General features: G+C 68.1%; 15 protein-coding genes. 6 read left to right on the forward strand and 9 right to left on the reverse strand.

The window, feature by feature from the left end:
* Positions 1-64: 64 nt before the first annotated feature.
* Positions 65-1,084, forward strand: a complete 1,020-nt coding sequence (gene ruvB, locus QSJ33_RS01735; protein WP_285722421.1) for a Holliday junction branch migration DNA helicase RuvB — start codon at positions 65-67, stop codon at positions 1,082-1,084.
* A 4-nt stretch (positions 1,085-1,088) separates the two neighbouring features.
* Here ruvB and QSJ33_RS01740 read toward each other — a convergent pair whose 3' ends face one another.
* The 3 genes from QSJ33_RS01740 to gdhA form a co-directional block, all read right to left on the reverse strand.
* Positions 1,089-1,529: a host attachment protein gene (locus tag QSJ33_RS01740; RefSeq protein ID WP_285722422.1), complete on the reverse strand. Its 441-nt coding sequence runs from the start codon at positions 1,527-1,529 to the stop codon at positions 1,089-1,091.
* Positions 1,530-1,601: 72 nt separating this feature from the next.
* Positions 1,602-4,595 (reverse strand): PEP/pyruvate-binding domain-containing protein, encoded by a 2,994-nt coding sequence (locus QSJ33_RS01745; protein WP_285722423.1) that lies wholly within the window; start codon positions 4,593-4,595, stop codon positions 1,602-1,604.
* A gap of 92 nt (positions 4,596-4,687) precedes the next feature.
* On the reverse strand, positions 4,688-6,037 hold the full coding sequence (gene gdhA, locus QSJ33_RS01750; RefSeq protein WP_285722424.1) for an NADP-specific glutamate dehydrogenase: 1,350 nt from the start codon (positions 6,035-6,037) through the stop codon (positions 4,688-4,690).
* Positions 6,038-6,364: 327 nt separating this feature from the next.
* Between gdhA and uvrB the strand changes: the two genes are divergently transcribed.
* Complete coding sequence (gene uvrB / locus QSJ33_RS01755) at positions 6,365-8,416, forward strand: excinuclease ABC subunit UvrB (protein ID WP_285722425.1); 2,052 nt, start codon at positions 6,365-6,367, stop codon at positions 8,414-8,416.
* Position 8,417: 1 nt separating this feature from the next.
* Positions 8,418-8,807 (forward strand): hypothetical protein, encoded by a 390-nt coding sequence (locus QSJ33_RS01760; RefSeq protein ID WP_285722427.1) that lies wholly within the window; start codon positions 8,418-8,420, stop codon positions 8,805-8,807.
* Between the two features lie 37 nt (positions 8,808-8,844).
* On the opposite strand, the gene QSJ33_RS01765 is transcribed toward QSJ33_RS01760, so the two are convergent.
* The 4 genes from QSJ33_RS01765 to QSJ33_RS01780 form a co-directional block, all read right to left on the reverse strand.
* Complete coding sequence (locus QSJ33_RS01765; protein WP_285722429.1) at positions 8,845-11,940, reverse strand: efflux RND transporter permease subunit; 3,096 nt, start codon at positions 11,938-11,940, stop codon at positions 8,845-8,847.
* A gap of 10 nt (positions 11,941-11,950) precedes the next feature.
* Positions 11,951-13,132, reverse strand: coding sequence for an efflux RND transporter periplasmic adaptor subunit (locus tag QSJ33_RS01770; protein ID WP_285722431.1), 1,182 nt, complete (start codon positions 13,130-13,132; stop codon positions 11,951-11,953).
* A gap of 39 nt (positions 13,133-13,171) precedes the next feature.
* A complete protein-coding gene (locus tag QSJ33_RS01775; RefSeq protein WP_285722433.1) occupies positions 13,172-14,668 on the reverse strand; it encodes an efflux transporter outer membrane subunit in 1,497 nt (498 codons plus the stop codon).
* 133 nt (positions 14,669-14,801) lie between these two features.
* On the reverse strand, positions 14,802-16,184 hold the full coding sequence (locus QSJ33_RS01780; protein WP_285722435.1) for an IgA Peptidase M64: 1,383 nt from the start codon (positions 16,182-16,184) through the stop codon (positions 14,802-14,804).
* A gap of 46 nt (positions 16,185-16,230) precedes the next feature.
* Between QSJ33_RS01780 and QSJ33_RS01785 the strand changes: the two genes are divergently transcribed.
* Both QSJ33_RS01785 and QSJ33_RS01790 read left to right on the forward strand, forming a co-directional pair.
* Entirely contained in the window at positions 16,231-16,530 is a 300-nt protein-coding gene (locus tag QSJ33_RS01785) for a YhbY family RNA-binding protein (protein WP_285722437.1), read from the forward strand.
* Between the two features lie 51 nt (positions 16,531-16,581).
* Complete coding sequence (locus QSJ33_RS01790) at positions 16,582-18,684, forward strand: FHA domain-containing protein (RefSeq protein WP_285722439.1); 2,103 nt, start codon at positions 16,582-16,584, stop codon at positions 18,682-18,684.
* Between the two features lie 3 nt (positions 18,685-18,687).
* On the opposite strand, the gene QSJ33_RS01795 is transcribed toward QSJ33_RS01790, so the two are convergent.
* A complete protein-coding gene (locus QSJ33_RS01795) occupies positions 18,688-19,248 on the reverse strand; it encodes a 5-formyltetrahydrofolate cyclo-ligase (RefSeq protein ID WP_285722440.1) in 561 nt (186 codons plus the stop codon).
* Positions 19,249-19,314: 66 nt separating this feature from the next.
* Here QSJ33_RS01795 and QSJ33_RS01800 point away from each other — a divergent pair, with 66 nt between their 5' ends.
* Complete coding sequence (locus QSJ33_RS01800; RefSeq protein ID WP_285722441.1) at positions 19,315-20,508, forward strand: phospholipase D-like domain-containing protein; 1,194 nt, start codon at positions 19,315-19,317, stop codon at positions 20,506-20,508.
* On the opposite strand, the gene mqnE is transcribed toward QSJ33_RS01800, so the two are convergent.
* Positions 20,505-21,638, reverse strand: a complete 1,134-nt coding sequence (gene mqnE, locus QSJ33_RS01805) for an aminofutalosine synthase MqnE (protein ID WP_285723411.1) — start codon at positions 21,636-21,638, stop codon at positions 20,505-20,507. The genes QSJ33_RS01800 and mqnE overlap by 4 nt on opposite strands.
* Between the last annotated feature and the right edge of the window lie 12 nt (positions 21,639-21,650).

A 21,650-nucleotide genomic window follows, 5' to 3' on the forward strand; every position in this document is an offset into this window, starting at 1 on the left:
TGCTGCCCAAGATTATCCGGCCTCCGGCTGGACACAAGTGGAAGTCCCGTGAGGGAATAGAGTCATGCACCGCCATCCCGACCTCGACCCCACGGCGCCCCAGGAGGATCCTGTCGAATACTCGCTGCGGCCTCAGCGGCTGCAGGAATATATCGGTCAGGCCAAGGTGAAGGCGCGTCTGGAGATCGCGCTGCAGGCGGCCCAGCAGCGGGGCGAGGTGCTGGATCATGTGCTGCTCTTCGGCCCGCCGGGCCTGGGCAAGACCACCCTGGCCCATGTGCTGGCCAATGAAATGGGCGCGTCGTGCAAGGTGATCCAGGCCCCGGCCCTGGAGAAGAAGGGCGACCTGGCGGCCATCCTCACCAACCTGGAGGCCGGCGAGTTCCTCTTCATCGACGAGATCCACCGGCTCTCGGCCCCCATCGAGGAGATGCTCTATTCGGCCATGGAGGACCGCAAGCTGGACATCCTCATCGGCCAGGGACCCAGCGCGCAGACCCTCAAGGTGGACCTCCGGCCCTTCACCCTGGTGGGCGCCACCACGCGGGCGGGACTGCTCTCGAAGCCGCTGCACGACCGGTTCGGCATGGTCCACCGCCTGGAGTTCTACACCCGCGCCGATTTGACGATCATCGCCGAACGATCCGCCCACCTGCTCGCGGTGCCTCTCGCCGACGAGGGCGCCGAGGCCATCGCCCGGCGCAGCCGCGGGACGCCGCGCATCTGCAACCGGCTCCTGCGGCGCTGCCGGGACTACGCCCAGGTGAAGGGCGACGGCACCATCACGGCCGAATCCGCCGAGGCCTGCCTCCACCTGCACGAGGTGGATGACCTGGGCCTGGACGGCCTGGACCGGGCCTACCTCCAGGCCCTCTGCCACAAGCACCGCGGGGGTCCCGTGGGCCTGCGGACCCTGGCCGCGGCCCTCGGGGAGGACGAGGGCGCCCTGGAGGACCTGGTGGAGCCCTACCTCATGCAGGTGGGCTTCCTGGACCGCACCCCCCAGGGCCGCAAGGCCACCGAGGCGGCCTACCTCTACCTGGGCGTGGCGCCCCAGGGGAAACCCAAGAGCCTCTTCTCCTGAGTCGCTACCGGGCGGGGGCGTAGATCCGCTGCTCGAGTTCGCGGGGGGTCAGGGCGATCAGGTTCTTGTCGAAGGTGGCGGCGATCCGGGCCGCGACCTGGCTGTCCAGGGCGTTCCGGAGGAGGCCCAGGAAGTGGGGCGGGGCGGCCAGGACCAGCTCGTCATAGGCGTGGCTGTTCAGCCCCTGCTTGAGCAGGGCGGCCAGGCTGCCGGCGAAATGGCGCGCCTCCACCTCGCGGGGTTCGGCGTCGGGGCTCAGGCCGCCGTGGTGGCCGGGGGCCTCGGAGCGCCGGCCTGGCCGGTCTGACACCAGGTCGTGTCCGTGGACCCGCGAGCCCGGATGCGCATAGGCCGAATGCTCGGTGAGCCGGCCCCGGCCGTCGTTGGTGAAAAGGCGCGCGCGACTCGCCTCGCACAAGAGAATCCAGGTCCGCGTCTCCCGCATCGGCCCCTCCAGGGTGATTCCTTCGCCCCCAATGGTAGGCCGGGCCCCCGGCGCGCCAAGGGCCTGCGAGCGCTAGGACCGGGGCTGGGCGCCGGGCTTGAAGATGGCGGAGGCGCTGCGCCGCCCGTCCATGACGATGTGCAGCGGCTGCTCCACGCGGCTGTGCACCAGGCAGCCCGCGCGGTAAACCTCGGGCTGGGTGCGCAGCCAGTCCCAGTCCAGGAGGGCGGTCCCCCGCGGGTAGGGGACGGTGAAGTAGCCGATGTTCAGGGACGTCACGTTGTGGAAGAAGTGGGAGCCCAGGGAGGCGTCGGCCTGGAAGTGCTCCATGGCGTACTCCACGATCACCTGGGCACAGGAGATCATGGACCAGGCGATGGGGATGCCCAGGTGGCGGTCCGTGCTGCCCCAGCGGCCGGGGCCGATGAGGACGTACTTCCCGGCCTGGCCCCGGAAGGTGTCGTTCAGCTTCTCGAGGGCGGAGGCGAGGGCGGGGGTCTCGAACTTGTCGAACCCATCGGGATCGATCCACACGATGTCCCGGATGCCCTCCACCACGCCGTTGCCCACGCACTTCTCGGAGAAGAGGAAGACCGAGGCGGGGTCGAGGTCGGCGGCGGACAGGTTCACGTCCCCGCTCTCCATGAGCTGGTGCTTGATCTGGAGCAGGCAGAAGGTGGGTTTCCCGTTCTCCGGATCCGGGTCCAGGTTCACGGCGAACTCGATCTCCACGGGGGTCTCCATGGCCTCGCGGATCAGCTGCAGGGAGTAGCTCAGGATGCGGGCCAGGGGGAAGGAGTCGTACTTCAGGATGTTCCGGAAATTCACGATGCGCGGGCCGGGGTGGTCGAGGCCGTCCTGGATCCGGTCGTCGTTGGCGTCCCAGACGGAGGCGCAGTGGTGCAGGGCGCCATCCTTCTCCGCCTCCGGGATATCCAGGTCGAGCAGGGTGGCGTCCTCCCCGTGGTAGAGATCCACCTCCGTGCGGCTCATGTCCAGGGCGTAGAACCGCTTCTGGGTGGTCCGCACCTGCTCCCGGGGCGGCAGCATGTCCATCTCGGGATAGGGCGGGGCGAAGCGGTAGGCCTTCCCGCCCTCCACGACGTACTTGCCGAGCCCCACGGCGACGTTGGCGATGCCGTCCTGGGGCTGGGTGTAGGCCACGGGGTAGTAGTTGAAGGACTGGGCCACACCCGAGAAGTGCGGGTAGAAGCGGTCCCCGAAGCGCCGCCCGGCCACCTCCTGGATGAGGATGGCCATCTGCTCCTCCTCGATCTTGTAGTCGATGGCCTCGAAGTAGGATCGGGAGGCCTTGGAGTAGACCGAGGCGTAGACCAGCTTCACGGCCTCGACCAGCTGGGCCACGCGGACTTCCAGGTCCGGGTGGTTGTTGGGGAGGAAGAAGGTGTTGTAGAGGCCGGCGAAGGGGTGGGAGAGGCTGTCCTCCAGCAGCCCCGAGGAGCGAACCGCCAGCGGCACCTTGGCATGCTTGCCCAGGAAGAGGCGGAGCTTGGCCATCAGCTCCGGGGAGAGCGATCCCATCAGGAACCGCTGCTTGATGGCGTCGTCGTCCACATCCTGCTGGAGCATCTGCCGCAGGTCGTGGCGGTTGATGAAGGCGGTGAACTCCTCGGTGCCGATGATGGCCGAGCGCGGGATGCGGATGTTCGCCTCCGGCAGGAGGCTCTCCAGGTCCAGGCGGGACAGCAGCGAGTGGGTGAAGGCCACGCCGCGGCCCTTGCCGCCCATGGAGCCGGGCGCCAGCCTCAGGATGTTGGGCTCGTCCTTCGGCGTGGTCTCCATCAGGGGGATCACCTTTCCCCGGGACTTCATGCGCTGGACGTAGTCCCCGACGCTGATGAGGAAGGTGCGCATCTCCTCGGGATCGCGGTAGTCCTCGATCCGGAAGGAGGCGAGCACCTTGGCCACCTGGACCTCGCCGCGGGCCATGATCCAGGCGGAGAAGTGGTTCCGCGAGGCGTGGTAGACCAGGGATTCCACCGGGACGGTGCGCAGCTTCTCCTGCAGATCCTCCATGTCCGTGGCGCGGGCGATCTCCCGGCCGGTGTCGTCCCGGAAGATGAAGTCCCCGAAGCCCAGGTGCTCGTAGAAGAAGCTCGACAGTTCGGCGCCGAGGGTGAAGGAGTTCTTGTTCAGGAAGCAGCTGTTGAGGGCCGTGGCCCAGGATTCCTTGAAGGGGTCCGAGGACTGGAGCAGCGTGGGGAGGTGCGGGTTCAGATCCTTCACGGCACGAATCAGCTTGGTGCCGGCCTCGCGGTCCAGGAGGCCGTCCTTCGGGAACTTCCGGTCCGAGATGAGGCAGAGCAGGTAGTCCTGGAACCGCTCGCAGAAGGCCATGGCCTCCTCGTACGAGGTGGCCAGGATCACCTTGGGCCGGACCCGCATGGAGAGCGTGCGCGTCATGCCGTCCACGCTGCGGTCCTTGGCCATGCGCGTGGTCTGCTTGAGGATCTCGCTGTAGAGGATGGGCAGGTACCGCGAGTAGTAGCGGATGCTGTCCTCCACCAGGAGGATCACGCGGGTGAGGCCCACGGCCGTGTCGTTCACCACGTTTGCCCGGTCCTCCATGAACTTGACCATGGCCATGAAGATCTCGGGATTGCCGTTCCACACGAAGATCTGGTCGTAGTGCCGCAACAGCTCCTGGCGGCGCCGGTCCATGACCCCCACCTCCACGTTGTCGTTCAGGAGCAGGTACAGGGGGATGCGGGTGTCCGCCTTCCGGAGGGCGCGCGAGAGCTCGATGTGGCCCACCTGGCCCATGCGGCTCATGACGATGATCATGTCGAAGTGCCGGCTGGCGAGCTTCTCCAGGGCCTCCTCGGCCGTGGACACGTTCGTCACCCGCGGGGGGTTGCTCATGTTGAGCTGGTAATAGCCCTCGAAGAGGATCTCCGTGAGCAGGCCGTCCTGCTCCAGGGTGAAGGCGTCGAAGGCCGGGGCCACCAGGAGGATCTCCCGGGTGCGCAGGGGCATCAGGTCGTGGAAGATCTCCTTGTCGGACTTGTACTTCCCGAAGATCTGATTGAATTCGCGACTGAGCATCCCGGCCCCTTGCTTTCCCGGAGTGTACTTCCCAACACAGAAAAGAGGGCCGCACGCGGCCCTCTTTTCTGTGTGATCGGATGCCTTCCGGGTTAGACGAGACCCTGGTCGATCATGGAGTCGGCCACCTTGAGGAAGCCGGCGATGTTCGCGCCGTTCACGTAGTTGCCGGGGGTGCCGAAGCGGGCGGCGGCGTCCACGCAGGACTTGTGGATGTTGACCATGATCTGGTGCAGGCGGGCGTCCACTTCCTCCGCGGTCCAGCCCAGGCGCATGGAGTTCTGGCTCATCTCGAGACCCGAGGTGGCCACGCCGCCGGCGTTGGAGGCCTTGCCGGGGGAGAAGAGGATCTTGTCGGTGTTGGCCTGGAAGAACTCCACGGCGTCCAGGGTGCTGGGCATGTTGGCGCCCTCGATCACGGCCTTGCAGCCGTTGGCCAGCAGGGTCTTGGCCTCGTCGAGGTTCAGCTCGTTCTGGATGGCGCAGGGCAGGGCCACGTCCACCTTCTGCTCCCAGGGGCGCTTGCCCGCGTGGAACTGGGCGGTCTTGAACTTCTGGGCATAGGGGGCCACGGACATGCGGTCGATGCGGAGCATCTCCTCCATGTAGGCGATCTTCTCGCCGCTGATGCCGTCGGCGTCGTAGATGTAGCCGTCGGGGCCGGAGATGGTGACGACCTTGGCGCCCAGCTGGGTGGCCTTGGTGACGGCGCCCCAGGCGACGTTGCCGAAGCCGGACACGGCCACCCGCTTGCCCTGGATGGACTCGCCCTTGGTCTTCAGCGCCTCCTCGGCGAAGTACACCACGCCGAAGCCGGTGGCCTCGGGACGGATGAGGCTGCCGCCCCAGTACTGGCCCTTGCCGGTCAGCACGCCCGTGAACTCGTTGGCCAGCTTCTTGTACATCCCGAACATGTAGCCGACTTCGCGGCCGCCCACGCCGATGTCACCGGCCGGCACGTCCGTGTCGGCACCGATGTGGCGGAAGAGCTCCATCATGAAGGACTGGCAGAAACGCATGACCTCGGCGTCGGACTTGCCGTTGGGGTCGAAGTTGGAGCCGCCCTTGCCACCGCCCATGGGCAGGCCGGTGAGGCTGTTCTTGAAGATCTGCTCGAAGCCCAGGAACTTCAGGGTGTCGAGGGTGACGTTGGGATGGAAGCGGATGCCGCCCTTGTAGGGCCCGATGGCGCTGCTGAACTGCACGCGCCAGCCGTTGTTGATGCGGATCTGGCCCTTGTCGTCCACCCAGGGCACACGGAAGGAGATGGCGCGCTCGGGCTCCACCATCCGCTCGAGGATGGCGTGCTTCTTGTACTTGGGCTCCTTCTCCAGGACCGGAGCCAGGGAGTGCAGGATTTCGGTGGCCGCCTGGATGAAGAGGGTCTCCCAGGGAGCCTTCTTCTTCAGGCTCTCAAGGACCTCATTGACGTACTGACTCATGGTTCCTCCTGGAAGGAAGGGTGGTGAAAGGGCGGTGCGGGAACCCCGGTCGAGGTGTCCATCCCCGGGGGTGCCGCCGTGCCTGTCCACGGGCGCCAGCGGCCTTGTGCCTACATCCTAACTGGACGTGATGACTCTAGCCGCATGGGCCGGGACCCGGCGAGCTTCCTTCGCAAAGTCGTGACCTGGGGCACTCCGAATGCCGCTGGCGGAGGGTGCTCGCTTCTTTTTTTGACGGAGTGTCAATGTGCTCCCTCTCGGGACCGGGGGAGGCCAGGGCGCCCCATGACGAATTGACTTCCGGCCCGCCGGTGGTTTGCTGGAACCATGCCGCGCGCCATCCCCTTCAAGCTGCACGCCCCCTACCAGCCCGCCGGCGACCAGCCCGAGGCCATCGCCCAGCTGGTGGACGGCCTGGCGCGCGGCGAGCGGTGGCAGACCCTGCTCGGCGTAACAGGCTCGGGGAAGACCTACACCATGGCCTCCACCATCGCCCGCGCGGGCCGTCCGGCCCTCATCTTCGCGCCGAACAAGACCCTGGCCGCGCAGCTCTTCAGCGAGTTCAAGCAGTTTTTCCCCGAGAACGCCGTCGAGTACTTCGTCAGCTACTACGACTACTACCAGCCCGAGGCCTACGTGCCCGAGCGGGACCTGTTCATCGACAAGGACGCCAAGATCAACGAGGAGCTGGAGAAGCTCCGCCTCAGCGCCACCCGCTGCCTGCTGGAGCGCCGAGACACCATCGTGGTGGCCTCGGTGAGCTGCATCTACGGCCTGGGCGATCCCTCCTCGTACCTGAACCTCTCCGTGACGCTGAAACCCGGCCAGACCATCGACCGCGCCATGCTGCTGCGGGACCTGGTGGCCATCCAGTACCAGCGGAACCACCTCAGCTTCGAGCCCGGCGTCTTCCGGGTCCGGGGCGACGTGGTGGAGGTCTACCCGGCCTATGAGGACGTCGCCTACCGCATCGAGCTCTGGGGCGACGAGGTGGAGCGCCTGTCGAAGATCGACCCCCTGCGGGGCGTGGTGATGGAGAAGCTGGAGGAGCTCACCATCTGGCCCAAGACGCACTACGTCACGCCCGAGGACAAGCTCAAGGCCGCCATCCGCGACATCAAGGACGAGCTGGAGGCCCGCGAGGATGCCTTCCGGGCCCAGGGGAAGATCGTGGAGCTGCAGCGCCTCCATCAGCGGGTCATCTACGACGTCGAGATGATGAAGGAGATGGGCTACTGCAGCGGCATCGAGAACTACAGCCGCTTCCTGGACGGCCGCCAGCCGGGCGAGCCGCCCCATACGCTGCTCGACTACTTCCCCGAGGACTTCATCGTCTTCATGGACGAGAGCCACGTGGCCACCGGCCAGCTCCACGGCATGTACAACGGCGACCGGTCCCGGAAGACCACCCTGGTGGACTACGGGTTCCGCCTCCCCTCCGCGCTGGACAACCGCCCGCTCAAGTTCGAGGAGTTCGAGAGCCGGGTCAAACAGGTGATCTATGTCTCGGCGACGCCGGGCGACTACGAACTCCAGCAGTGTGGCGGCGTGGTGGTGGAGCAGGTGGTCCGGCCCACGGGGCTGGTGGATCCCCTCGTGGAGGTCCGTCCCGTGGGCACCCAGGTGGACGACCTGCTGGAGGAGATCCGGAGGACCGTGGCCCGGGACGAGCGGGTGCTGGTGACGGTGCTCACCAAGAAGCTGGCGGAGCAGCTCACGGCCTACTACCAGGAGCTGGGCATCAAGGCCGAGTACCTGCACAGCGAGATCGACACCCTGGAGCGGGTGGAGCTGCTGAAGAACCTGCGCAGGGGGGTGTTCGACGTCCTCATCGGCATCAACCTGCTGCGGGAGGGCCTGGACCTGCCGGAAGTGAGCCTGGTGGCCATCCTGGATGCGGACAAGGAGGGCTTCCTCCGCAACACGCGCAGCCTGATCCAGACCATCGGCCGGGCGGCCCGCCACGTGAACGGCAAGGCCATCCTGTACGCGGACGTGATGACCGGCTCCATGAAGCAGGCCATCGGCGAGACCGACCGGCGCCGGCAGAAGCAGCTGGCCCACAATGCCGAGCACGGCATCACCCCCGAAACCGTGAAGCGGAACCTGGACGACGTCATGGGTGAGGCCCTGGCCCGGGAGTTCATCAACGTCGCCAAGGAGGAACAGGCCGCCGAGGAACCGCTCCTCTACCTGGAAGACAAGGCCTTCGAGCGCGAAGTGGCCAAGCTGGAGAAGCGCATGAAGGAGCTGGCCTCCCACATGAAGTTCGAGGAGGCGGCGGACATCCGTGATCGGATCCTGAAGGCGCGGCGCGAGCGGCTGATGGGGGCAGGCGATTCGCCCCTCGCGCTGGCCTCCGGACCCGTGGAGGACTGACATGGCGATCGACCGCGACCCCATGGCCCGGGCCTTCCTCGGGTGCCTGGGCCTGGCGTTCTTCGCAGCCGGGATCCCCTGGTGGCTGGCACCCTACAACCGGTTCAGCTTCTCCACCCCTCCGGCCATCCTCGGAACCCTGGCTTTCCTGGGCGTCGCGGCCTGGGCCTCGGGGTGGACCCGGCTCGGCCTGTCGAAGGCCACCGTCGCCGCCGGGGCGGCCGTCCCCTTGGCCGTGATGGCCCGCGTGATCGTGGACACGCTCCGGGATCCCACCTCCCACAACCTGTGGCCCCTGGAGGTCGTCATGATGGCGGTTCTCGGATTCGGTGTGGCCTTCGCCGCGGCCCTGGCCGGGCGGCTCCTGCGGCGGGTCCTGGGCGCGCCGTAGGCCGGCCCTTCGGGCCCGTGGGGGGGATCTGGAAGGGTCAGTGGCCCGCTTCGACGGCGCGGGCCTGCTCTGCATGGTGGTCGGCGCCCAGCAGCATGTAGAAGGCCGGCACGACGAACAGGGTGAACAGGGTGCCGAGGGAGAGTCCGGTGAAGATCACCACGCCCATGTTGATGCGCCCGGCCGCACCGGCCCCATCCGCGATCACCAGGGGGAACACGCCCAGCACCATGGCGGCGCTGGTCATGAGGATGGGGCGGAGCCGGATGGAGGCGGCCTCCAGGATGGCGTCCAGCTTGCGGTGCCCCGACCGTTGCAGCTCATTGGCGAACTGCACGATGAGGATGCCGTGCTTGCTGATGAGGCCCATCAGGGTCACCAGGCCCACCTGGGTGTAAATGTTCAGCGAGACCTTGGTGATCCCGAGGCGGGGCAGGAAGGCGCCGAGCATCGGCAGGGAGGAGATGAAGACCATGGCCCCGAACAGGGCCATGGGCACGGAGATGAGGATGATCACCGGGTCCCGGAAGCTGTTGAACTGGGCCGCCAGCGCCAGGAAGACGATGATGATGGCGAACAGCATGGTCACCGCGAACCCGCCGGACTCCTGGACGTACTGCCGGGAGACGCCCGAATAGTCGGCGGTGTAGCCGCTGGGGGCCACCTCGCGGAGGGCGTCGTTCATGAACTGGAGCACCTCCGCCTGGGATTTCGCGGGGTTGTAGACCCCGGAGATGGTGGCGGAGTTCAGCTGCTGGAAGTGGGCGATGGATTCCGGCACGACGGACTGCTTCAGCGAGGCCATGGTCGCGGCGGGAACCACCTGGCCGGAGGGCGTGCGGACGTAGTAGTCCAGGACCTGGGCGGGGTTGAGACGGTCCTTCTGGAGCACCTGGGGGATGACGCGATAGGAGCGGCCGCCGATGGAGAAGTAGTTCACGTAGCCGCCACCCAGAGCCGCGCTGAGCGAGCTGCCCACGTCCTGCTGGGTGAGCCCCAGCTGGGCGGTCATGTCGCGATCCACCCTGACCGTGTACTCCGGCTTGTCGATCTTCAGGTCCGAATCCACGAAGAAGAACATCCCGCTCTTGCGGGCCTTGTCGAGGACGGCCTGGGAGACTTCATAGAGGTTCTGGAAGGGCTGCGTGGTCTTGATCACGAACTGCAAGGGCAGGCCCTGGCTGCCGGGCAGCGGGGGCTTCTGGAAGACGACGGCCTTGGCGCCCGGAATGGATCCGAGCTGCTTCTGGAACGCCTGCTGGATCTCGTCGGCGCTGCGTGTCCGCTCGTCCCAGCCCTTCAGCAGCATGCCGCCGATCCCCTGGTTCGGGGTGGGCACGCCCGTCAGCTGGAACATCTGCTGGTACTCGGGGGTGGTCCGGGCGGTGTCGAAGGCCTGGTGCGCATAGCCCAGCATCTGCTGGGGGGTGGCATTGGGCGGGCCCTGGAGGTTGTAGAGGACCAGGCCCTGGTCCTCGGCCGGCGCCAGCTCCGACTTGGAGAACTTGAACAGGGGAATCATCAGGAGAAGCAGGATGACGCCTCCGGCCACCGGCACCTGCCAGGTGGCGAGGAGGCTCCTCAGCAGGCGATGGTAATGGTCGTGGAGCCACTCGAACTGGCCGTCGATGAACTTGACGAAGCGTCCGCTGTCCTGCTCGGGCCGGAAGAACCGGGAGCACATCATGGGCGACAGCGTGAGGGCCACGATGCCGGAGACGGCCACGGAGCCCGCGAGGGTGAAGGCGAATTCGGTGAACAGGCTGCCCGTCAGGCCCCCCTGGAAGCCGATGGGCACGTACACCGCCACCAGCACCACGGTCATGGCGAGGATCGGTCCCCCGAGCTCACGGGCGGCCATGATGGCCGCCTCGAAGGGCGGCTTGCCCTCCTTCATGTGGCGGTCCGCGTTCTCCACCACGATGATCGCGTCGTCCACCACCAGGCCGATGGCCAGCACCAGGGCCAGCAGGGTCAGGAGGTTGATGGAGTAGCCGAAGGCCAGCATCACGAAGAAGGTGCCGACAAGGGACAGAGGCATGGCGATCACCGGGACCGTCACGGCCCGGAAGGTGCCGAGGAACAGGTAGATCACCAGCGTCACGATCAGGAGCGCTTCGACGAGGGTCTTGATCACCTCATCGATCGAGGTGTTGATGAAGTGGGTCGCGTCGTAGACGACCTTCCCGGTCACGCCGGTGGGAAGCTGCTGCTGGATGCCGGGGAAGGCCGCCTTGACGCGCTTGGCCACGTCGAGGATGTTGGCCTCGGGGGCCACCTTGATGCCGATGAAGACCGACTGCTGCCCGTCGAAGGCCACGTTGAAGTTGTAGTCGTCGGCGCCGAGGACCACCTGGGCCACGTCCTGGAGGCGGACCACGGCGCCCTTGTCCTGGCGGATGATCAGCTGCCTGAACTCGTCCACGGAGTGGAGGTCGGTGTTCGCGGTGAGGTCCACGCTCACCATCTGGCCCTTGGTGGTGCCCACGGCGGACAGGTAGTTGTTGGCGGCCATCGCCGCGTAGACATCCGCGGCAGTGACGCCGTGGGCGGCCATGCGCTGGGGGTCGAGCCAGGCGCGCAGCGCGAAGTTCCGTGCACCCAGGATTTCCGCGGTCTGGACCCCCTCGATGGAGTCGAGCTTGGGCTTGACCACCCTGGACAGGAAGTCCGTGATGTTGTTGGTCGGCAGGACGCCGCTGAAGAAGCCCATGTACATGGCGTCCGTCGTGTCGCCCGCCTGGACGGTGATGACGGGTGCCTGGGCCTGCGGCGGCAGCTGGTTCTTCACCGCGTTCACCCGGGTGGTGATCTCGGTGAGGGCCTTGTTCGCGCTGTAGTTGAGCCGGAGGGTGCAGGTGATGGTGGAGTTGCTGTTCACGCTGCTGGAGGACATGTAGTCGATGCCCTGGGCCTGGGCGATGGACTGCTCGAGGGGCTGGGTGATGAACCCGGCCACCGTCCTGGCGTCGGCACCGTAGTAGGCGGTGCTGATGGTGACGACGGCGCTTTCGGTCTTGGGGAACTGGTTGACCGGGAGGTTGAAGATCGAGCGCAGCCCCAGCACGACGATCAGCAGGCTGATCACCACTGCCAGGACCGGCTTGCGGATGAAGAGGTCGGTGAACTTCATCGTCCCTCCCTCACTGTTCCTGGGGGGCGGGATTGGGATCGTCGCTGGGCGGTCGGCTGTTGTTCACGATGAGCGGAGTCCCGTTCTTCAGCTTCAGCCCCCCGCTGGTGACCACCACCGTCCCGGGTTCCAGGCCCTTGAGGATGGCCACCTGGTCGCCCCGGGACGGTCCCGTGGTGACGAACACCTGCTCGGCCACCAGGCCCTCCCGCGGGTGCCCATCCGGCCCCGTGACCTGGGCCTTCTTCGCCACGAACACCGTGGCGCCGTAGGGGTTGTAGGTGATGGCCGTCTGGGGCAGGGTGAGGTGCTTCTCCCGCGCACCCACCTCCATGTTCACGGACACGAACATGCCGGGCAGGAGGTCGCGCCCGGGGTTGCGAAGCGTGGCCTCCACCTGGATGTTCCGGGTGGCCCCGTCCACCTTGGGATTGATGGCGGTGACCCGTCCCTGGAAGGTCTTTCCGGGGAAGGCATCCAGGGACAGTCGGACCGTCTCGCCGGGCTTCAGGGACGACGCATCCCGCTGGGGCAGGAAGAAGTCCGCGTAGATCGGGTCCATCTGCTGGAGGGTGGCCACCGGAACGCCCGAGTTGACGAAGGCCCCCGGGCTGGTGGAGAGGATGCCCACGCGGCCGGCGAAGGGCGCGGTGATCCGCTTCTTCGCGACCACGGCCGCGGCCTGCTGGACGGCAGCCTCCTTGACCCGGACATCCGCTTCGGTGGCGTCGAAGTCGCCCTGGCTGATGGCATGGATGGCCAGCTGCTCCCTGGCCCGGGACAGGTTGACGCGCGCCAGGGCCAGCCCCGCCTGGAGCTGCCTGAGCTGGGCGGCCTCGACCGAGTCGTTGAGCCGGACCAGGAGCTGTCCCTGCTTCACCTCCCCCCCGGGGTTGGCCGCGACCTGGGTGACGACACCGGATACCTCGAAGGCCAGATCCGCCCCCTTCATGGCACGGAGGCTTCCCACGGCGTTGAGGGCGGGCTGCCAGGTGTCAAAGGCCGCCACGGCGGTCGTGACCGTCTGCGGGAATTCGCCTTTGGGCTGGGCTTTCATCTGCTTGGAAATCGCGGCGAACCAGAAGAAGGCGAGCAGGGCCACCAGGCCGAGGATTCCCAGGACCATCACCACCATCCGCCTGCCGATGCTCGGGGCGGGGCCGGTCGATTCCAGAGTGGTTTCGAGTTCCATGGAGCGCTCCAGGCTGCGGGTCGGAGGTCGGGACGGGGATCAAGGTGCGGGTTGGGGCGTCCGGGAAGGCGGCTCCCGCCAGCCCCCACCGAGGGCGGCATACAGGGCCGCGGTATCGGAGAGGCGGGCGGCCCTGGCGCGGATGTACCCGAGGCGCGCCAGCTGCCACTGCCGGGTGGCGTCGAGCAGCTGGAGGTAGCTGACGGACCCGATGCGGAATTCGGCCTTCACGATCTCCAGGGACTTGGCCGCGGCGGCTTCCGCCTTGGACTGGGCCTCCAGCTCGTCGGCGTCGAACTGGAGGGCGTTCAGGGTGTCGGAGACGTTCTGGAAGGCATTGAGGACCGAGGCACGGTAGGACGCGGACGCGGCATCCAGGCCCGCCTCGGCGGCGCGTTTCCTGGCCCGGAGGCTTCCACCCTGGAAGATCGGCTGGAGCAGGTTCAGCCCGAGGCTCCAGGTCGTGGTGCCGTCCTTGAAGAGGCGCCCGGTCTCTGAGGCGGAGGACCCGTAGGCGCCGCCGAGGGTGATGTGCGGGAAGAGGTCCGCGGTGGCGAGTCCCACCTGGGCCGTCGCAGCCTGGAGCTGGGTCTCGGCGAGGCGGACGTCCGGCCGCCGGCGGACCACGTCCGAGGGCAGGGTGATCGGCACTTCCCCTGGCAGGCGGTAGGCGTCGAGGCTGCCGCCGGCGGGCAGGCCCTCGGAGGGCAATCGGCCCAGCAGGACGGCCAGCTGGTTCCGGACGGAGGCCAGGGCGAGCCGGAGGGGCGCGAGCGCGGCCTGGGCGCTGGCCAGCTGCGCGTGGATGGCCAGCAGGTCGACCTGGCTCTTGATGCCGATGGCGAACTGCTTCTCGGCCAGGTCGGACTGCTCCTGGAGTAGGGTGACCACCTTCTCGGTGGCCTGGATCTGCTCCTGGAGGGAGGCTTCCTGGAAAGTGGCGGTGGCCACGTTGGCGGCGAGGCTCAGGGAGGCCCCCTCGAGGAGCCAATGCTGGGCATCCACCTCCGCCCGCTGGAGCTCCACCTGATGGCGGATGCCTCCGAAGAGATCCAGCGTGTAGGAGACGTTCACCGAGGCGTTGTAGAGGGTGAAGGGCGTGCCTGAACCACCGGCATCCAGGCTCTGCTTGGCGCGGGTCACCCCGGCGCCGGCGGTGGCCGCGGGGAACCAGGCGCCCCGGGCGGCCCTGAGCAGTTCCTCGGACCGCCGGAGCGAGGCCCGCGCGGCGTCCAGGGAGGGGCTGTGGGCCAGGGCCGCCTGGATGCGGCGGTCCAACTCCGGGCTGCCGAAGGCCGTCCACCAGGCTTCCGGGACGGGGCCGGGGAGGAACCGCTGGGTCCCGCCCCCGGGCACCTCGGCGGACCCCACCGAGGCCGGGAGGGCCGAGGGGCCGAACCGGTCCGTCTTCGGGGGGGCAGGGGTCCGGTAGACCGGGCCCACGGCGCAGCCGGCGAGGGCAAGGAGGCAGGCTGCACCGAGCCCGGCCCGGACCGCCGTGTCATTCCGCAATCGTGTCAAAGGCACCTGGTTCATGGTCCGTCCAGGAAAGAAAGGATAGTGGCACTCAGGCGATTGATGCGTATTTTTCTCAATCTCAACCGTGCCGGGCCCGGGGCGCCCAGGGCCGGTGCCCGGCCGGAGCCCCCGGGCCTTTGTCGCCTGTCCGCTACCTGGCGTACATCCGGATCACCCGCTCGATGGCGGCGCGGCAGGCGGCACAGAAGGGCACGCTGTCGCGGGTGAACATGATGCAGTCCTCCTGGCTGCGGAAGTAGCCGGTCGATTCGTAGTTGGCCCCCTCGAAGGCGCCCACCTGGCCGCTGTGCGCGTCGGTGCCGAGGAGGTTCGTCTCGAAGGCCTTCTCCCGGGCGAAGAGGGCGTCCATCTCGGACTCGGGCTTGTTGGCGGCCCGGATGGCACGGCGCTCCTTCTGGATGGCGTGGCTGAAGGTCTCGAACTCGGCCTTCTTCCAGGGGGTGGGGAGCGGGGCGGCGGGACTGAGGAGCCCGGCCCACTTGGGCTGCCTGGGATTCGCGGTGACATTGGGCTCCCAGGGCTCGGGGCGGGCGGGGCTGCTGGTCACGGCCACGTCCGAGGTGTAGTACTCGTCGGCCAGGCCCGCGAAGTGGTGGCCGAACTCGTGGACGAACACGTAGGAGGAGTAGGCATTGTCGGCGGCCACGGTGCTGAAGAGGTTGAAGATGCCGCCGCCCCCGTAGGTCTGGCCGTTCACCAGGATCTCCACGAACTCGTAGGGGGCGTAGGAGGCGGCCTCCCGCCAGGCCTTGTTGTCGAAGGTGAGGATGTAGCGTTCGCTGCCGAAGGCGTCGTAGGTGGCGCCCAGGGGGGAGTGGCGGTGGATTCCGGTGGAGGGCCGGGAGATGCCGCTCTCCTGGGCGGGAGGACAGATGGCCCACACGTTGAAATCGGCGCGGTGCTCCTTGAAGGGGCTCTGGGCGAAGAGCATCTCCATCAGGCGGCGGGCGTCCTTCTCGAACTTGGGCCGCTCGGCGGCGGTGTAGCCGTCGCCCAGGATGAGGAAGTCCGCCTTGCCGGCCGGGTCCCCCTCCTTCTGCAGGGCCAGGACGGCCCCGGGGCTGGGCGGCAGGGACCGGTCGATGGAGGGATCCCTGGGATCCAGGTCGAAGGTCCAGACGTCCTTGAAGGCGTTGGCGGCGTCGCGCACCTTCAGGTGGATGCGGACGGGCCCGTCGGGCTCCGGGAAGCGCAGGGATTCGGAGAAGGTCCGGCGGAGGGTCCGGGCTTCGTCCGTGGTCTCCCACTCGCCGAAGATGCTGGCGAAGCCGCGGGAATAGAGGGCCTTGCCCGTGGCCTTGTCGTCCACCTCGAAGAAGTACTTGCCCAGGTTGCTGGCATCCAGGGCCTTGGCGGGATCCCCGGCCCAGGGCAGGGGCTCCACCACCACGCGGTCGAGGCCGAAGGTCTCGCTGGTGGCATCGCCGGTGTGGCCAAAGTCCACCCGCATCGTCCGGGGCGGGGCGGCCAGGCAGGCCAGGGTCGCGAGGGAGAAGAGCAGCCGACGGAGCATGGGGCACCTCGCCTTCGAGGATAGACTGGATGGATCCGGAGTTCCGATGCTCAGCCCGAAACAGCGCCAGTTCCTCAAGGCCCAGGCCCACCACCTGAAGCCCGTCATGCACGTGGGCAAGGGCGGTGTCACGCCCGCCCAGGCCGCGGAACTCGACACCATGGTGGACAGCCTCGAGCTGGTGAAGGTCAAGATCAATCCCAACAGCTTCGAGGACGAGGCCACGGCCGCCGCCGCCCTCTGCGGTGCCGTGGCGGGGCTGCAGCACGTCTGGACCATCGGCCACACCCTGCTGCTCTTCCGGCCCAGCCGGACGAAGCCCACGCGGTATACCTTGCCGGGCTGACGAAGCTCAGGTTTTACGGCCTCTTCCCGAAACAGCCTGGGTGGAGGTCCGATGCCCTACCTGTCCTGGACGGAGGGAACCCAGCTCATCCGGCATGGCCTGCAGGAGCGCTGTGTCCTGGGCCGGGACCCCCTGACCTGCACGCTGGCGCAGCCGAACCATCCGGAGCTCTCCCGGGAGCATGCGCAGATCAACCGGTACAGCGGGATCTGGTGGGTCCGCGACCTGGATTCATCCAACGGCACCTTCCTCAACGGCCTGCCGATCAACCACCCCCATGGGAACGCCCTCAAGGACGGGGACGAGCTGGTGCTGGGAGGGTGGACGATCCGCTTCACCGAGGGGTTCCCCGGGCTGGACGGCGCCACCTTCATCGAACGGGTGGGCGATCTCTTCCAGGAGGTGAAGCCCGAACCGGCCCAGGCCATGGCCCTGGTGCGCGGCATCGAGCTGCTCCACCGCTCCACGGAGAACCTGCTCCGGGAGATGGACCCCGAGGCCATGGTGAAGGGCCTGCTGGATGAATCGCTGCGGCTGTTGGGGGGGGATCGCGGGTTCCTGGTCATGAAACAGCCCGATGGGACCTGGCGGACCGCCTACCGGGTGGGTGACGTGCAGGAGGGCATCGGCCTCTCCCGTTCCGTGCTCGACTACGTGGGCCGGGAACAGACGGCCGTGCTTTCCAACCAGCCGCTGGCGGACCCGAGGTTCGGCGGATTCAGCCTGGTGGAGCTGCACCGGGGTTCCCTGATGTGCGCGCCCCTCGGCGAGGAGGGGGATCTCCAGGGGGCCCTCTACCTGGACCGGGAATCCGAGGGCCAACCGTTCAGCCGGTTCGATCTGGCGCTCTTCCAGGCATTCGTGCGCCAGGGGTCCCTGGCCCTGCGGCAGGCCATGCTCCACCGGCGGGCCCTGAGCCAGGCGGAGCTCCACGGGGAACTGTTGCGCCTTCGCCATGAACGTCAGCGGGAGCTCGACCAGCACGGGCAGCTCCTGGCCGCCATGGCGACGCCCATCCGCCGGCTCCGCAGCTGGTCCGAGGGGCTTTCGGGCACCTCCGGCCTGGCCATCCAGCAGCAGCTGAGCCAGCTTTGCGAGCTGATGGAGCATGGCCAGCAGGCGGACCAGGCCGAAGCGGGCGCGGCGGCCGGACACCCCTGGCGCCTGGAGCAGATCCAGGAGGAGGTGATCCACCGGTGGGGGCCCCTCGCGCACATCCGGGGTTCCCTCCTGGCCATCGACGACGCGCCCCGGGGTTCGGCCTGGGTCGGGAACGGGCCCGTGCTGACGGCCCTGTCGGGACTGGTGGAACCGGTGCTGATGCAGCTCGGCAGTGGCGGCTCCGTGGACGGCCGGTGGGACACCGAACGCGGCTGCCATGTGCTGCGCCTGGCCTTCCCGGCGGGCCTGCACTCCCCGGTTCCCGACCCCTGGACCCAGCGCGTCCTCCGGGAGGCCGGAGTGAGGTGGACCTGGAACGACCAGATGCTGTCGATCCTCCTTCCCGAGGGGCCCGATGTCCAGCCCGAGGAGCCGAATCGCCCCCTGCTGGGCCTGGTGACGGACGAGCTGACCCTCCTGGGGCTCTTCCAGACCGTGGCCGAGGTGAGCGACGTCTGGCTCTTCCCCCTGGAGGAGGAACCGCCCCTCCCGCCCCTGCCGCGCTTCCGCTTCCTGGTGGTGGACGCGAAGGGCGTGCGGGATCCCGAGGCCTGCATCCTGGCCTACCGGCACCATCCCTCCTTCTCGACGACCCCGATCCTGGTGGTGCGCTGCGCGGAGGAGGATACCCCCCGGCTCATGCAGGCCGGCGCGACGGATTGGCTGGCGGAAGGGTTCCGTTGGGAGGCCCTGCACCACCGGCTCCAGGTGCTGAGGGGCCACACGGAGCTGCAGCAGCGGGCCCTGGCCGCCGAACGCCTGGATTCCTTCCGCAAGATGGCCGGCACCCTCAAGCATGAGATCAACAATCCGCTGGCCATCATCCTCATGCAGGTGGAGATGCTGCAGCGCAAGTACCCGGAGGAGACCAAGCTCGCCAAGATCGGCGAGATGGTGGAGCGCATCCGCGGCCTCGTCCAGGTGCTCCAGAAGATGCGGGAGACCAGTACCGAGGACTACGCGGACGGGTCGAGCATCCTGAAGCTGGGATAGCCGCTACCGGCCATCGGCGGTGAGCCACCGGATCCCGCGCTCGCTCAGGAGGCCCTGGACGGGCCAGTCGTGGGGCTCCACGGGGACGATCTGGCGCATCTGGGCCTCGAATCCCGTGCCCAGGGTGACGACGTCCTCCGGAAGCCTTGCCAGGAGCGCGTCGAAGAAGCCCCGGCCATAGCCGAGCCGGTAGCCATCCTCGTCGAACGCGAGGCCCGGCACCAGGAGGAGCTGCACGGGTGGGAGGAAATGCTGGGCCAGGGCCGGCTCCATCAGGCCCCAGTGCCCCTTCTCCAGCGGCTCGGTGCCCCAGGCCAGACGGGGCGGCTGGGTGGAGGCCACGCGGGGGAAGAACCACAGCCAGTCCGGGTGGGCGGCCACGGCCGGCCGCAGGTCCACTTCCGCGCCGAAGGGCCAGAAGGCCCCGATGCGGGTGAAGCGGCGATCCCGGCAGAAGCGCCCGAGGTGGCCGGCGATGGCCGTGGACGAGGCCTCCCGCTCCGGGGCCGGCAGGGCGCCCCGGAGGGCCATGTAGTGGGCGCGCAGCTCGGCCTTGGTTTCCATGGGTCCAGCTCAGCAGGGCCCTTGCGGAGCGTCAACGGCCGGGGCAGGGTACCTGGGGAGGTCGCCATGATCCTGACCCGTCCCCTCCGGGGCCTGTTCCTTGGTTGCGTCGCGGGAGCGGCCTTCGGGCTGGCCGCCGTCCCGCCCTCCGGCCTGAGCCACCTGGTGCAGTCCGTGCCGGTGGAGACCGGGCTCGGGGATCCCGGCCTGCCCTATGCCAAGGATGAATGGGTGGCCATGATCCGCTCCGCCCGCCAGAGCCTGGACTTCGGGGAGTTCTATGTCACGAACCGCCCCCACAGCGCCCTGGAGCCGGTGCTGGCGGAGCTGGAGAAGGCCGGGGCCCGCGGCGTGAAGATCCGCTTCCTGCTCTCGGCGAAGATGCTCGGCCAGGATCCGGCCTCCGTGGCGCGGCTGAAGGCCATCCCCGGGGCCGAAGTGCGGAGCTTCGACCTCACCGGGGTGTCCGGCGGGATCCTGCACGCCAAGTACTTCCTGGTGGACGGCCGGGAAGCCTACTTCGGCAGCCAGAACCTCGACTGGCGGGCCCTGGAGGAGATCCACGAGCTGGGCGTGCGCACCACGGACCCGCGGCTGGTGACCCCCCTTAAGGAGATCTTCGGGGTGGACTGGCGCTTCGCGGAGACGCACAAGGTGCCGGACCTCCCGAAGCCGGGGATTCCCTCCACGGCCCGTCCCGATGCGGAGCTCGTGGCCAGCCCGCCCTTCCTCACGCCCGGGGACATCCGGCCCTCCCTGGGGACCCTGGTGGAGCTGCTGGGCCAGGCGAGGCAGCGGATCCGCGTCCAGCTGCTGACCTACTCGCCGGTGGCGGGTCAGGACCGCTTCTGGCCGGTGCTGGACAACGCGCTCCGCGCCGCCGCGGTGCGGGGCGTGAAGGTGCAGCTGCTGGTCTCCGACTGGGTGCTGGGGGGCCGGGCCCTGCCGCATCTGAAATCCCTCACCCTGATCCCGAACCTGGAGGTGCGCATCGCCTCCATTCCCGAGGCCTCGGAGGGCCACATCCCCTTCGCCCGGACGGTCCACAGCAAGTACCTCGTGGTGGACGACGCCGTCCTCTGGGTGGGCACCAGCAACTGGGAGGAGGGCTACTTCCTGGACTCCCGGAACGTGGAAGCCCTCTTCCGCGATCCGGTCCTCGCCACGCAGGGCGCGGCCATCTTCGACCGCCTGTGGGGCAGCCGGTTCGCGTTCCCCCTGGATCCCGGGAAGACCTACGAAAAGCGCAAGGTGGATTAGACGGCAGCGGTTTCGTAGGTGTTGTAGAGGTTGTCCCGCTCCAGGGGCTCGTAGCCGGCCTCGCGGATGAGCCGCTCCAGGTCGCCCTGGGTGAGGCCCTGCGGGGTCTTCGCCCCGGCATCGTGGGCGATCTCCTCGGCGATCACGGTGCCATCCACGTCATCGGCGCCGTAGCTGAGGGCGATCTGGGCCAGGCCGGGCGAGATCATCACCCAGTAGGCCTTGATGTGCGGGATGTTGTCGAGCAGCAGCCGGGCCACGGCGATCTCCCGCAGGTCCTGGGTCCCCGTGGTCTCGTGGATGACGTGGGTGCGGCTCAGCTCGTTCTCCTCGTTCTGGTAGGCGAGGGGGATGAAGGCCAGGAAGCCCTCGTAGCCGGCCGCGCGCGAACGGTCCTGCAGGTCCCGCAGCCGCAGGAGGTGATCCACCCGGTGGCGGGCCTCCTCGATGTGGCCGTAGAGCATGGTGCAGTTGGTGGGAATCCCCTTGCGGTGGCAGAGGGCGGCGGTATCCAGCCAGACCTGGGCGTCCTTCTTGCCGATGCAGATCCGCTCGCGCAGCTCCTCGTCGAAGATCTCCGCCCCCCCGCCGGGACAGCTCTCCAGGCCCGCGGCCAGGCAGCGGTCCAGGAAGGCCTCGGTGGACAGTCCCGAGATGCGGGCGTAGTAGTCCATCTCGATCATGGTGAAGACCTTGAGGTGGATGGACGGGAAGCGGGCCTTGATCTTCCGGAACAGGTCCTCGAAGTAGTCGATCTTCAGCTTCGGGTTGTGGCCCGAGGTCATGTGCAGCTCGCGGACCCCCGCGTTGTCCGGCTTCTCCAGCTCGCGGATGATGTCCTCTGCCGACAGGGCATAGGCCCTGGGATCGCCGGGCTTGGCCTGGAAGGCGCAGAACTGGCAGTGGGTGTAGCAGACATTGGTGTAGGACAGCCGCCGGCTCACCACGTAGTAGGACTTGCGCCCGTGGAGCCGCGTCCGGACGTGGTTCGCCATGGCGCCCACACCGGACAGGTCGGGGGTTTCGTAGAGCAGGAGGCCGTCGTCGAAGGTCAGCCGTTCGCCACGCAGCACCTTGTCGACAAGCGGCAGCAGGCGGGGGTCACGGATCCGGGAGGCAAGGGGAAGCATCGGCACCTCAGG

Origin of the sequence: Geothrix rubra, from assembly GCF_030268065.1 — a bacterium.
GTDB classification, from domain to species: domain Bacteria; phylum Acidobacteriota; class Holophagae; order Holophagales; family Holophagaceae; genus Geothrix; species Geothrix rubra.

Bases quoted from the DNA above. Each gene is read 5' to 3' on its own strand.
- QSJ33_RS01740 (WP_285722422.1), bottom strand. From the start codon at position 1,529: ATGCGGGAGACGCGGACCTGGATTCTCTTGTGCGAGGCGAGTCGCGCG.
- gdhA (WP_285722424.1), bottom strand. From the start codon at position 6,037: ATGAGTCAGTACGTCAATGAGGTCCTTGAGAGCCTGAAGAAGAAGGCT.
- QSJ33_RS01790 (WP_285722439.1), top strand. From the start codon at position 16,582: ATGCCCTACCTGTCCTGGACGGAGGGAACCCAGCTCATCCGGCATGGC.
- QSJ33_RS01780 (WP_285722435.1), bottom strand. From the start codon at position 16,184: ATGCTCCGTCGGCTGCTCTTCTCCCTCGCGACCCTGGCCTGCCTGGCC.
- QSJ33_RS01795 (WP_285722440.1), bottom strand. From the start codon at position 19,248: ATGGAAACCAAGGCCGAGCTGCGCGCCCACTACATGGCCCTCCGGGGC.
- QSJ33_RS01770 (WP_285722431.1), bottom strand. From the start codon at position 13,132: ATGGAACTCGAAACCACTCTGGAATCGACCGGCCCCGCCCCGAGCATC.
- mqnE (WP_285723411.1), bottom strand. From the start codon at position 21,638: ATGCTTCCCCTTGCCTCCCGGATCCGTGACCCCCGCCTGCTGCCGCTT.
- QSJ33_RS01745 (WP_285722423.1), bottom strand. From the start codon at position 4,595: ATGCTCAGTCGCGAATTCAATCAGATCTTCGGGAAGTACAAGTCCGAC.
- QSJ33_RS01765 (WP_285722429.1), bottom strand. From the start codon at position 11,940: ATGAAGTTCACCGACCTCTTCATCCGCAAGCCGGTCCTGGCAGTGGTG.
- QSJ33_RS01760 (WP_285722427.1), top strand. From the start codon at position 8,418: ATGGCGATCGACCGCGACCCCATGGCCCGGGCCTTCCTCGGGTGCCTG.
- QSJ33_RS01800 (WP_285722441.1), top strand. From the start codon at position 19,315: ATGATCCTGACCCGTCCCCTCCGGGGCCTGTTCCTTGGTTGCGTCGCG.
- QSJ33_RS01785 (WP_285722437.1), top strand. From the start codon at position 16,231: ATGCTCAGCCCGAAACAGCGCCAGTTCCTCAAGGCCCAGGCCCACCAC.
- ruvB (WP_285722421.1), top strand. From the start codon at position 65: ATGCACCGCCATCCCGACCTCGACCCCACGGCGCCCCAGGAGGATCCT.
- QSJ33_RS01775 (WP_285722433.1), bottom strand. From the start codon at position 14,668: ATGAACCAGGTGCCTTTGACACGATTGCGGAATGACACGGCGGTCCGG.
- uvrB (WP_285722425.1), top strand. From the start codon at position 6,365: ATGCCGCGCGCCATCCCCTTCAAGCTGCACGCCCCCTACCAGCCCGCC.